8 protein-coding genes and 1 tRNA gene are annotated in these 12,729 nt (G+C 59.9%); all 9 read right to left on the reverse strand.

The window, feature by feature from the left end; all coding sequences use genetic code 11:
• Positions 1-21: 21 nt before the first annotated feature.
• The gene (locus TRP66_RS09025; protein WP_333401191.1) at positions 22-822 is read right to left on the reverse strand and encodes a carbon-nitrogen hydrolase family protein; all 801 of its coding nucleotides are present in this window, start codon (positions 820-822) and stop codon (positions 22-24) included.
• Positions 823-835: 13 nt separating this feature from the next.
• Positions 836-2,515: a flavin monoamine oxidase family protein gene (locus TRP66_RS09030; RefSeq protein WP_333401193.1), complete on the reverse strand. Its 1,680-nt coding sequence runs from the start codon at positions 2,513-2,515 to the stop codon at positions 836-838.
• A 134-nt stretch (positions 2,516-2,649) separates the two neighbouring features.
• Positions 2,650-3,111 (reverse strand): Lrp/AsnC family transcriptional regulator, encoded by a 462-nt coding sequence (locus tag TRP66_RS09035; protein WP_333401194.1) that lies wholly within the window; start codon positions 3,109-3,111, stop codon positions 2,650-2,652.
• Between the two features lie 9 nt (positions 3,112-3,120).
• Positions 3,121-4,191: an FUSC family protein gene (locus tag TRP66_RS09040; protein ID WP_333401195.1), complete on the reverse strand. Its 1,071-nt coding sequence runs from the start codon at positions 4,189-4,191 to the stop codon at positions 3,121-3,123.
• 177 nt (positions 4,192-4,368) lie between these two features.
• Positions 4,369-5,502: a Fic family protein gene (locus tag TRP66_RS09045; protein WP_333401197.1), complete on the reverse strand. Its 1,134-nt coding sequence runs from the start codon at positions 5,500-5,502 to the stop codon at positions 4,369-4,371.
• Between the two features lie 144 nt (positions 5,503-5,646).
• A tRNA-Ile gene (locus TRP66_RS09050) sits at positions 5,647-5,723 on the reverse strand.
• A gap of 15 nt (positions 5,724-5,738) precedes the next feature.
• Positions 5,739-8,228, reverse strand: a complete 2,490-nt coding sequence (locus TRP66_RS09055; protein WP_333401341.1) for a sensor domain-containing protein — start codon at positions 8,226-8,228, stop codon at positions 5,739-5,741.
• Between the two features lie 489 nt (positions 8,229-8,717).
• Positions 8,718-10,565, reverse strand: a complete 1,848-nt coding sequence (gene rpoD / locus TRP66_RS09060) for an RNA polymerase sigma factor RpoD (protein ID WP_333401198.1) — start codon at positions 10,563-10,565, stop codon at positions 8,718-8,720.
• Between the two features lie 67 nt (positions 10,566-10,632).
• Complete coding sequence (gene dnaG, locus TRP66_RS09065; RefSeq protein ID WP_333401199.1) at positions 10,633-12,588, reverse strand: DNA primase; 1,956 nt, start codon at positions 12,586-12,588, stop codon at positions 10,633-10,635.
• Positions 12,589-12,729: the final 141 nt, after the last annotated feature.

Below are 12,729 nucleotides of genomic sequence, written 5' to 3' on the forward strand. Positions count from 1 at the left end.
ACGCTCGCCGACCGTAAGCGATCAGGGCTTGCCCAGCGCTGTGTACAGCTCGGGACGCCGGTCGCCGAAGTAAGTATTGATAGCTCTGGAGGCGCGGACTCGCTCAGGCTCCAGCGTCGCGATCAGCAGGGTTTCGCTCCGCTCGGCCATGGCTGCCAGGCTGCCGTCCGGCGCGCACATGCTGCTCAGTCCGCAGTAATGGATATCGCCTTCGCTGCCGCAATAATTGGCGTAAACCAGATAACTCTGATTCTCGAAGGCCCGCGCCCGTACCGTGACTTCGCAGACGAAATCATAGGGCGCCATGTTGGCGGTCGGCACCAAAATCAGGTCGGCTCCGGCCAGCGCCAGTCGCCGGGCGTTCTCGGGAAATTCCACGTCGTAGCAGATCAATAGGCCCAGTCGCCAGCCATTCAGCTCGACGATGGGAAACTCATCGCTGCCGGGGACGAACATGGCCTTGTCCAGTTCGCCGAACAGATGGGTCTTGCGGTAGTTGCACAGGCTATGGCCCTTGGCATCGATCAGTTGCACGGCGTTGTAGATCTGGTCATCGATGCTGCGCTCCGGGTATCCGTAGAGGATCGCGATGCCGGCGCTCTGGGCGATGGCGGCCACCTGGGCTGCCGCCATGCCGTCGCGCGCCTGAGCCAGCCGGTTCACCGCCTCGCTGCCGATGTTGTAGCCGGTGAGAAACATCTCCGGGCACACCAGCAGCTGCGCGCCGTCGAGCGCCGCCGCCCTGGCCTGGCGCTCCAGCCGGGTCAGATTGCCGTCGATGTCCAGGGGCAGCGGCGGACATTGGTAAAGTGCAACGCGCATGAAGGTTTCCTTGTCAGTCGGCCAGGGCGATCGGGCCGATATCGTTGAACACATCGCCCGGACCCGGATTGTCGGCGTGAGTCTTGCCGCCAAAATGGGTCATGATGCCCCAGACCGCGTTCAGCGACGTCTGCACCGCGCCTTCCACCCAGGCCGGCGTCCAGGACACATCGTCGCCGGCGATGAACATGCCCCGCTGTTCGGCAGGCATATCCTGTTGCATGAAGTGCGCGTACATCCGCTGGTTGTAGCGGTAATGGCCGGGCAGGGCGCCTTTGAACGCGCCGAGGAAATGCGGATCGGCCTCCCAGGAGATGGTGATCGGGTCACCGATGATCCGCGCGGCGATATCGACTTTAGGGTAGATCTTCTTCAGCGCGTCCAGCGCGAGCTTCACGCGTTTGTCGACGGGCTGCGGGAGCATCTTCAGCGCATCGCTCATCCACGAGTACGACAGACAGATGACGCCCGGCTTGTCATCGCCGTTGTCGAACAGATAAGTGCTGCGGGTCAGGCGGTCAGTGAGCGTCATGCTCATCAGATCACGTCCGGTTTCCGGGTCCTTGTCCTTCCAGAAGGGGCGGTCGACCATCACGAAGGTTTTCGAGGACTGCATGTAGCGAGTGCGATCCAGCGCCATCCACATCTTCTGCGAGAACAGCGATTCCTCGCATTCGATCTGCGTGGTCAGCAGCCAGCTCTGGCAGGTGGTCAGCACCGCCGAATAATGGCGGGTATCACCCCAGTTGTCGGTCACGGCCAGGCTGCCATCCGCCGCCCGGGCGATGCGCTTGACGCCAGGACGAGGCGCGCCGCGGTGCAGCGAGGCCAGACTGGTGCCTTCAGGCCAGTGAGCGCATCGGTCCGGCACGTGGTTCCACAGGCCCGTCGGCACTTGCTGGACGCCGCCGACGATCAGATGCTGATGTTCATCGCAGTTGGTCATCACCACGCGAAAGATTTCCAGCATCGAGTTGGGGAAATCCGAATCCCAGCCGCCGGTGCCGAAACCTACTTGGCCGAAGACTTCGCGGTGAAAGAACGACAGCTTGGCGAAGGCCTTGGAGGTGGCGACGAAATCATAGAAAGTGCGGTCGTCCCATAGCGGCACCAGCGTGTTCCACAGCTCCTTGAGGCGTGGGACGTCGCGATCGCGGATGGCCTGCTGTATGTCGGAGAATTGCGCGCCAGTCTCCAGCGCGTCCGCCCAGGCATTGGCCACGTCCTGAAACAGCTCCGGCAGATCCGAAAGCATCTGGGCGTAATGGGTGGTGCCTTCCAGGTCGATGACCGTGCTGCCGGATGCCGCCGTCAGCGGATTGGGAAAAGGTCGCGACTCAAGGCCCAGCTTGTCGACATAGTGAAAAAACGCGGTCGACGAAACCGGAAAGCGCATGCCGCCCAGTTCGGCAATGATGCCTTTAGCGCCCTCGAATTCCTGAGAGCGCAAACGCCCCCCCATCTTCGACGCCTCGTACACCACAGGCTTGAGGCCCAGCTTCATCAGTTCGTACGCGGCCACCAGTCCGGCAATGCCCGCGCCGATGATCGCGACTTCACTGCCGTGATTTTCCTTGGGGATGCTGCCGAGTCCCGCCGGATGCTCGATCCAGTCATCGAAGGGAAACGGGAAATCTGGACCGAAAATGGTGACCGGCTTCTTGCCGTTTGCGGGGTGACGATTCGTCTTCATGACAGGACCTTGCTGACCACTGCGAAAGCAACAGTCTAGTGAAGGGCAGCGCCGTTAATAAGACGAAATATGTCGTCGGTCTGACCTGTCTCGCTGCAAAGTGACGAACTTTAACTACATTCTGTAGTTTGCCGCTAAACCGGCTGCCCGCGATCAATCTTGTTGCTGAGGATGATTGAAGTGGTGGTCTTCTCGACGCCATCGACGCTGCCGATCAAATCCAGCAGGTCGTCCAGTTGCTCCGGCGAATCGGTCCGCAACCAGGCAACGTAATCGAACTCACCACTGACCGCGCACAGTTGCTGCACTTGCGGCAGCACGCTCAGCCGGCGAAGTACCTCTTTGCCCGAGCGGGGTTGCACGGTAATGCCGACGTAAGCCTGCAATCCGCCGCCGACCACCCTCTGACTGAGCCGCACGCCATAACCGGTAATGATTTTGCTGCTCTCAAGCCGGGCCAGACGTGACGTCACCGTGGTACGGGCGATGCCCAGTTGCCGCGCCAGCGTCGCGACGCTTTCCCGCGCATTGATTTGCAGGGCGGCAATGAGCTGGCGATCGATCTCGTCGAGCGCTGGCGGTCGCGGGTCGGACATGGCGTTCCCTCAGAATTTCCAGCGCTTGGCCGTCTTGGCCAGACGCGCTTGCAGACCGTCGAGATTATGCGCCAGTTGCACGTTCATCAGGTGATAGCCCAGCAGCTCCGGAGGCACCGGCGTTTCGGATTCCAGCGTGGTGTCGGTGGTGCGCTTCAGACGTTCGGTGGCCCCGGTCTGCAACGCGCGCGCCATGCCGATCAGCTGGCGGCGAATCTGCCGGTAATCGGCATCCATCGAGGCTTTCAGCGCGCTGCCTGCCGTCTCGTCCAGATTGGCCGGGCGAATGTTGGCGAGGATCTCCAGCGCGCTCAGACACATGCGGAAATGTCCCTGGATGGCATCCAGTTCGACCATGGAAATCTTCACTTCCTTGGAAACCGACGGCAGCAGCGAACGCAGTTGCAACATGGTGCTGTTGAGTCGCGCGGTCAGCTTGAGATGCTCATCGGCGGTCACCGGCTGCCCCTGGCTAATCCGCCCGTACACCTTGGCGCAATCTCGCAAACCGCTCGCCAGGTTATAGCGCCAGGAAAAAACGGCATACAGCGGCAACGCGAAGGAAAACGCCAGTGCCAGGGCGATCCCGATCAGGATATCCACGGTACGCCATAGCCCGTCGCTGATCGGGTTGTAGCCATGACCCGCGACGATGAACAAGGTGATTGCCGACAACAACGCGGTATAACCGCCCTTGCCAATGGCGTGGTAGGCGAAGAATCCGCACATCACCGCCATCATCGAATAGGTCAGCAACGGCATCTCCAGATAACCCTGCTGCACCACGATGAACAGCCCCAACCCCGCGCCGATCAAAGTCCCGTACGCTCGCTCCACCGACTTCTTGCCGATATTGCCGTGATGCTGCAAACCGCCGATCACGATCAACATCGTCACCGATGCCCATTCACCATGCGGCAGATTCAGGCCTGTGGTCAGCAGAATCGTCACCAGCAATCCCACCGCGATCCGCGCCGCGTGAATGTAGCGCGCATGCCGGTAACGGCGATACGGATCCAGCAGCGGACGCAGCACGGGACGAAGCCAGGAAGGAATAAAAGCGGAGCGGGAATTGGTCATGCGTTAAGAGACCGCGGAGGAGGGAAAGAAGTCCGTGATTGGATGGCGGTCGCAAGCAATAAGCCACATGCATATAGGCGTGGTGGCTTGCGTCGCACTCTGACCAGTCAGGCGACCATCCTTCATATCGGTTCCGAAACGGGAAAGCTGAGTTGCGGTTTGGCAAGGACAGGATCGTCAGGATACGCATGACCAGCAGATCCCATATCTCGTACTGCGCCCGCCGCCGGGTAATCGTACGAGACATCCTTTGTCGAGCAGATCGCTCAGATGACGGGTCGCCGTGGCCTTGGATACTTTTGCGACAGCCTGATATTGCGCCGCGCTTATCCCACCCTCGAAGCCGCGCGCTCCTCCATCCAGCAAGCGGTTCAGCACCTTGATCTGCTCGGTGGAAAGATCGTCGCTGCGGTGTGCTCGCCAGAAGCGGCTCTTGGCGATAACCTGTTCTATATGTGTCAGAGAGCGCTTGATACTGTGCAAAAGCGTCCGTAGAAACCATTCCAGCCAGCTCGTGATATCCAGCGTACCTTTCTGACTGGCTTCCAGCGCATCGTAGTAACCGGCCCGGTCTTCCAGAATACTCGCAGACATGGCGTAAAGCCGAACTGCCTGATGATCGGACTGCGCAAAAGCCAGATCGGTCAGCGCCCGGGTAATACGACCGTTGCCATCGTCGAACGGATGTAGCGTGACGAACCACAAATGCGCAATACCTGCGCGTATGAAGGGGTCAAGCTTTGAGTCATTGCGGCTACTGGCAAACCACGCCAGGAAGGCGTCGAGCTCTGGCTCCAAGGATGCGCGGGGCGGAGCTTCGAAATGCACGACTGGATTGTCCAGACGCCCGGAAACAACCTGCATTGGCTCCAGACCGCGCAGTCCGCCAATGTGAATCTGCGCGGTCAGCAGGCTGCTGATATCTGCAAACAGCCAGCAGTGCCAAGTGAAAAGACGTTGCAGGGTCAATGGCTGATCGAAACCCCGCGTGGCATCCATCATCAACTCGGCCAGTCCCTCGCTGCCAGGACTGGTTTTGCCACTGTCGGTCACACCGAGCCTGCGAGCCAGAGAGGAGCGAACCGAACTGACATTGAGCTGCTCGCCCTCGATAGCGGAGGACGTGATGATGTTCTGCAACAGCGTATCGAGTCCTTCTTCCACCCGATCATAATCGACCGCCGCGCTCGCCATGCCCAATAGACAACCTTGCATCCCGGCACATTCACGAAGAAGCGGCGCAAGCCGATCGCTGTCCCAGTGAAAGCCAGGCCAATCCGGCTGTTGCCAGATCCAGAAGGGTTCAGTCATGACGAAGACTCGGCTGTGAGCCGAATAACCAGTTTATTCGGCTCATGATGTGAGCCGATTGTGGGGCGGATTCGGCTCGTCGTCCAGAGTGGGGTAGACCAGAGTCCAGAAACGCAAAAGCCGCGCAACGCGCGGCTTTGAGGTTGGTGGGCCCACACGGACTCGAACCGTGGACCAAAGGATTATGAGTCCTCTGCTCTAACCAACTGAGCTATAGGCCCTCAGTAGGTCGCGGATTATAACGGCGGTTTCGCGGCTGTGCTATCCGAAAAGTCGGAATCGTGTGTCAGAAGAAAATTCCGGCAGAAGGCATCGGGATGCAGGGGGAGGCTGATGATGTAGCCCTGGATCTGTTCGCATCCTTCGGCGGCGAGGAATTGTCGCTGTTCGCTGTTCTCCACGCCCTCGGCGATGACGGTCAGTTGCATGCTGCGTCCCAGCGCGATGATGGCGCGGACGATGGCGGCGTCGTGGGTGTCTTCCGGCAGACCGCGTACGAAGGACTGGTCGATCTTGAGGATGTCCAGCGGCAGCCGTTTCAGGTAGCTCAGGGACGAGTAGCCGGTGCCGAAGTCGTCGATTGCCAGTTGTACGCCCAGCTTCTTGAGTCTGTGCAGCACGGCCAGCGCTTCTCCGGTCTGGCTCATGATGAAGTTTTCGGTGATTTCCAGTTGCAGGCAGCCAGGTTCGAGGCCGTTGTCGTCCAGCAGTTGCTCGATACGCGTGACCAGGTTTGGTTGACGCAGCTGGGCACCTGCCAGATTCACCGACAACGGCCCGAACGGTCGATACGTCTGGCGCCATTCGCGCATCTGACGGCAGGCGCTTTCCAGCACCCAGTCGCCGATCTGCAGGATCGTGCCGTTCTCTTCGGCCAGCGAGATGAAGTGTTCGGGCGGCACTTCGCCAAAAATCGGGTGGCTCCAGCGGATCAACGCTTCCGCGCCGACCAGTTGGTTGGTCAGCACGCTTATTTTGGGCTGGAAGGACAAGCTCAGTTCATTACGCTCCAGTGCGCGCCTCAGTTCCTGTTCCAGCGCAATGCGCTCGCTGGCCTGGGAGGTGAGGTCGCGGGTGTAGCTTTCGATCCGGTTGCGGCCCTTGGCCTTGGAGCGGTACATGGCGGCATCGGCATTCTTGACCAGTGTCGCGACGTCCGTGCCATCGGTAGGGAAGAGGCTGCTGCCGATACTCGCGCTCATGTAGAACTCATGTTCTCCCGCCTGGAAGGGAGCGGTGAAACAGCCGAGCAGCTTGTTGGCGATGGTTTCGGCGTCGCCAGGCTGGGAAAGGCCGGGCAGGAGCACGATGAATTCGTCGCCCCCCAGTCGCGCCACGGTGTCGATGTCGCGCAGGTTCTCTTTGAGACGCTGAGCGATGCCTTTGAGCAGCAGGTCGCCGACCGGGTGGCCGAGGCTGTCATTGATGTGCTTGAACCGGTCCAGGTCGAGAAACAGCACGGCGCCCAAGCTTCCGGATTCAGCGCTGTGCACCAGCGCTGCCTGCAAGCGGCTTTCGAACAGGGTTCGGTTTGGAAGGCCGGTCAAGGGGTCGTGGTGGGCCTGATAATCCAGCCGTGCCTGAGCGTGCTTGAGGCTGGAAATGTCGGCAAATACCGCGACGAAATGAGTAATGGACTGGTCTTTGCTGCGCACAGCGCTGATGGTCAGCCAACTGGGATACAGCTCGCCGTTCTTGCGACGATTGCAGATTTCGCCTTGCCAGTGGCCCTCGGCGGTCAGCTGGTACCACATGGCCGCGTAAAACGCGCTGTCGTGCTGGCCTGAGGCGAGCAGGCGCGGCGTCAGGCCGATGGCTTCCTGCTCGCCGTAGCCGGTGATCTCGGTGAAGGCTCGGTTCACAGCATTGATACGCTGCGACGTATCGGTGATCAGCACGCCCTCGGCGGTACTTTCGAATACCGTTGCGGCCAGATGCAGCTTCTCCTGCATCTGCTGGCGTTCGGTGATGTCTCTGGTGATGGTGAGAATGCAGTCCTCGCCGGCAATCAGTACCGGGTGAGCGGACAGCTCACACACCCGCAGATGGCCATCCGCCGCGCGGATGTGCATGCGGAAATCCTTGACGAAGCCATGCAGTCTGAGTTGTTCGAGCAACTGTTCACGCTCGCCCGGATACGCCCAGAGCTTGAGCTCGACCGTCGAGCGATCGCGGCATTGGCGCTCGCTGTAGCCGGTCAGCCGGGTGAAACCCTCGTTGACCTCGACCACCATGCCGTCCTGTTCGCGGGTGATAGCCATACCATCGGGGGACGCATGGAAAGCCTTGGCGAATTTTTCCTCGGAAAGCTGCAGCTGCTGCTGCGCCTGTTTGAGCGGCGTGATGTCACGCACGATCACCAGAACGGCGGGGGTTGAGCTGAAATCGAAAGGCTCCGCCGACAGCAGGCCGGAAAAGGTACGACCGTCCTTGCGACGCATCGGCATTTCCAGGTTGCGAATGTTGCCTTTCTGCAAGCGCTCGATCAGCACAGGTCCTACGCCGGGTACGGCCCACAGATTGAGCTGTGCGGGGGTCTTGCCGACCGCTTCTTCGGCGCTCAGGCCGGTCAGTTCGGTAAAGGCCCGGTTGGCATCCAGAATGGATCCGTCCGACAGGCGAGCGATCATCATGATGTCCGGGCACTGGGCGAACACTGATGCAAACCTGCCTTCGGAGAGACGTAACGCTTCTTCTGCCAACTGGCTGTCACTGATTTCGATCATTAATCCACGCATAAGTGGCTCACGTCCGTGCTGTCTCAGGCTGTCGATCTAGCGGAGCGGCGACGTCTCATGACCCGGCGGGGTCGTAGCGACGCCGGAGCGTTACCGCGTTGATTATGTGGAGACGACTTCACGTCTCCTGAATGCACGATGCTGTGCCATGACTCAGGCGGAGGTTTTCTTTCAGGAACGACACATAGTTGTAGGCCAGATTGCCGGGGTTTGCCTTCCCGGCGACGACTGACCGGTCCGGCCATGAGGCGAGGGGCTTACGGCTGCCTTTCCGTTATTCATTTCGCCGCTCGCGCGCTGAATCCGCCTTTGGCATGTCAATTGGCCGCCTGTTCAATATAGTCGGGGTTCGGCAAATGAGAGGAGGTTTTGCGACAGGGTAGGAAATATTTATCTGTTCGGCTTTCGAGACAACAAAACCCGGGCCCTAGAAACGCAAAACCCCCGGCGGGCCGGGGGTTCTGGTATCAGGTGCGCTTACTCGTCGAGGAACGAGCGCAGATGCTCGCTTCTGGTCGGGTGACGCAGCTTGCGTAGCGCCTTGGCCTCGATCTGACGGATCCGCTCGCGGGTGACGTCGAACTGCTTGCCGACTTCCTCCAGCGTGTGGTCGGTGTTCATATCGATACCGAAACGCATGCGAAGCACCTTCGCTTCCCGAGCGGTCAGGCCCGAGAGTACTTCGCGGGTCGCTTCCTTGAGACTCTCGACGGTCGCCACATCAATTGGCGACTGCATGGTCGAGTCTTCGATAAAGTCCCCCAGATGCGAATCTTCGTCGTCACCGATCGGGGTTTCCATGGAGATCGGCTCTTTGGCGATCTTCAGGACCTTGCGTATCTTGTCCTCAGGCATCTCCATGCGCTCGCCCAACTCCTCGGGAGTAGGCTCACGACCCATTTCCTGCAGCATCTGGCGGGAAATACGGTTCAGCTTGTTGATCGTCTCGATCATGTGTACCGGAATACGGATGGTGCGTGCCTGGTCGGCGATCGAGCGAGTGATCGCCTGACGAATCCACCAGGTGGCATAGGTCGAGAACTTGTAGCCGCGACGGTATTCGAACTTGTCCACCGCCTTCATCAGACCGATGTTGCCTTCCTGGATCAGATCGAGGAATTGCAGACCGCGGTTGGTGTATTTCTTGGCAATCGAGATCACCAGACGCAAGTTCGCTTCGACCATCTCTTTCTTGGCGCGGCGGGCTTTCGCCTCACCGATCGACATGCGACGGTTGATGTCCTTGATCTCGGCGACGGTCAGGCCGGTTTCTTCTTCGAGCGCGGTCAGCTTCTGCTGGCAACGCTGGATATCGGGTTGCAGGCGGCCGATCGCTTCAGCGTACTTGGCCTTGCCTTTGGCCAGTGCATCGGTCCAGCTCTGGTCAACTTCGTTGCCAGGGAACTGGCGCAGGAAGTCGGCGCGTGGCATGCGGGCGTCACGGACGCACAGCTGCATGATGGCGCGTTCCTGAGCGCGGAGACGATCCAGTGCGCTACGAACGCGCTCGACCAGGCCTTCGAACTGCTTGGGCACCAGCTTGATCGGCATGAACAGCTCGGCGAGGGCAACCATCTCGGCAATGGAATGCTTGTCGTCGCGACCGTACTTCTTGAGTGCCTTGCGAGTGATTTCCATCTGCTCGGCAACGGCGCCGAAGCGCTGCTGGGCCACGACCGGGTCCGGACCGCTTTCAGTTTCTTCCTCGTCATCGGAATCGCCGGATTCGTCTTCGTCGTCCTCGTCTTCCTCGGCCTTGGCGGTCTTCGGATCAACTGGAGGCGGGACTTCCGCAGGCGGCGCAATGCCGTCGTCGGGATCGATGTAGCCGCTCAGAACGTCGGACAGGCGGCCACCTTCGGTGGTGACGCGCTCGTATTCGGAGAGGATGTGCTCGACCGTGCCCGGGAAGTGCGCGATCGCGCTCATTACTTCGCGGATGCCTTCTTCGATACGCTTGGCGATTTCGATCTCGCCTTCGCGGGTCAGAAGCTCTACGGTACCCATCTCCCGCATGTACATGCGAACGGGATCGGTGGTGCGTCCGATGTCGGTTTCAACCGCAGCCAATGCCGCCGCCGCTTCTTCTGCGGCTGCCTCATCGGTATCGGCATCGGCCAGCATCAGGGCGTCTGCATCCGGAGCACTCTCGTGTACCGGGATCCCCATGTCGTTGATCATGCGGATAATGTCTTCCACCTGCTCCGGATCTGAAATATCCTCAGGCAGGTGGTCGTTGACCTCTGCGTAAGTCAGATACTTCTGCTCACGGCCCAGAGTGATCAACTCTTTAATACGAGACTGCTGTTGCGCTTTTCCGGACATAACACCCTATCCACTGAAGGTCTTGGCGGGCAAAAAACAAGCCGAGGATTATACCCGAGCTAGGACCTCACGCGCCAGTTGAGGTCGGGTTTTGTGCAGAAACATCGCGATTGAGCAGTTTGAGCAGCAGAGCTTTCTCTTCTGCCGACAGACCCGTTTGACGTTCCTTGCTGATCAATTGATCCAGGCTTCGCTCGCGTTGGCTCGCCGATAACCTAGTTATAGTGTCGAAAAACTGTTGTTCAAGGTTGTCGGCCTCGATCAACCATTCCTTTTCCGCCAGTGCGCGCAGCAGACGACCCTGTTCGGTGCCATGCCAACGCGCTATCAACTGTAACGACCGAAGGTTCGGATTCTTTTGCCGCGCTTCGATCAATGCCACCAGCAATTGCGCTTGAGCATGGTCTTCTGCGGCGAAGTGGCTTGCATTTTCGACTTTTTCAGCCAACTCCGGGTGATGCAGCAAAGTGCGCAGCGCCGCTTGCATCGGCGGTTCGACTGCGGTCGGAACGCGTGGCGCGCGAGGTTCGAAGTCCTGACGCTTGCCTTTTTTGTCCCAGGGCTTCTTGTCCCATTTTTTCTGATTCGGACCGCCGGCTTTCTTGGGCGCCCATTCCTGCTGCGTTTCGTAACCGCCCGGTTGCTGATAATCGGCAAAATCAGGCATCGCGTCGTAGTCGACGTACGGATCGTAGCTGGGCGGCGCCTCGCTGGGCGCGCTCTGCACCAGTTGATTGACCGCCTCGCCGGTCAGGCCGGTGATTTCGCTCAGGCGCTGGCGCATTAGGGTCCGCAGGTTGGCGCCCGGCACCTTGTCGATCAACGGAGCGGCCAGCGTTGCAAGATGAGCCTTGCCTTCGAGCGACCGCGGATCGGCCTCGCGGGTCAACTGCTCGAAGAAATAGTCCGCCAGCGGCTGAGCATGCTGATTGATGCGGGCCTTGAAGGCGTCTGTACCTTCAGAGCGGACCAGAGTGTCCGGGTCTTCGCCTTCCGGCAGAAACAGAAAGCGCGCCCGCCGTCCGTCCTGCAGGCTGGAGAGCGTAGCTTCTAGTGCTCGCCAGGCGGCATTGCGGCCGGCCTGATCTCCGTCGAAGCAAAACAGGACACTGGGCACCACTCTGAACAGGCGTTTGAGGTGCTCTTCACTGGTCGCAGTGCCCAGCGTCGCGACAGCATTGCGCAGGCCTTGCTGGGCCAGGGCAATGACATCCATGTAGCCCTCGACGACGATGATTTCGTCGAGGTTACGGTTGTACTTGCGGGCTTCGAACAGCCCGTACAGTTCCTGACCCTTGTGGAAAACCGGCGTTTCCGGAGAGTTCAGGTACTTGGGCTTGTCGTCGCCCAGCACCCGGCCGCCAAAAGCGATGACGCGACCGCGCGAATCGCGGATGGGAAACATGACCCGATCCCGAAAGCGATCATAGCGCTTGCCGGTTTCAGCGTTCTCGATCAGCAGGCCGGCATCGATCATGACCTTCTGCTGAAGCGTGTCGCTGCTCAGATGCTTGTAGAGGTTGTCCCAGCCGGGTGGAGCAAAGCCAAGCCCGAAGTCGCGGGCGATCTCGCCGGACAAGCCCCGGCCCTTGAGGTAATCCACCGCAGCCTTGCGAGCGGGATGGCTTCTCAATGCCTGACGGTAAAAGTCCGCCGCAGCGGTCAATAGCGGGTAAAGCGGTGAGTCGGTCGGTTGACGAGGCTTCTGACCCTTGGAGCTCTGTTCGCGGGGCACTTCCATGCCCGCCGCCTTGGCGAGGTCCTCGACGGCCTGGGGGAAATCCAGGTTGTCGTGGTCCATGATGAAGCCAAGCGCGTTGCCGCCCGCGCCGCAGCCGAAGCAGTAATAGAACTGCTTGTCGGGGCTGACACTGAAGGACGGTGTCTTCTCTTTGTGGAACGGACAGCAGGCGGTGAAGTTCTTGCCCGCTTTCTTGAGCTGCACGCGCGAACTGACCACATCTACAATGTCGGTCCGGTTCAGCAGGTCATCGATAAAGCTTTGGGGAATCAGCCCGGCCATGGCGTTCTCGTCGTCAGGCGTATCGCAAAAATATCGTGGAGACTGTACGAGCCTCGTGCCGGTCTGTCAGCCGTCTTTTGCGCGGACGTAACGGCATGCATCGATGCGCACGGATATAAGGACGCAATCGTCGATCAGGCA

It is taken from the genome of Pseudomonas sp. JDS28PS106, from assembly GCF_036706555.1.
In the GTDB taxonomy this organism is placed as follows: Bacteria; Pseudomonadota; Gammaproteobacteria; order Pseudomonadales; family Pseudomonadaceae; genus Aquipseudomonas.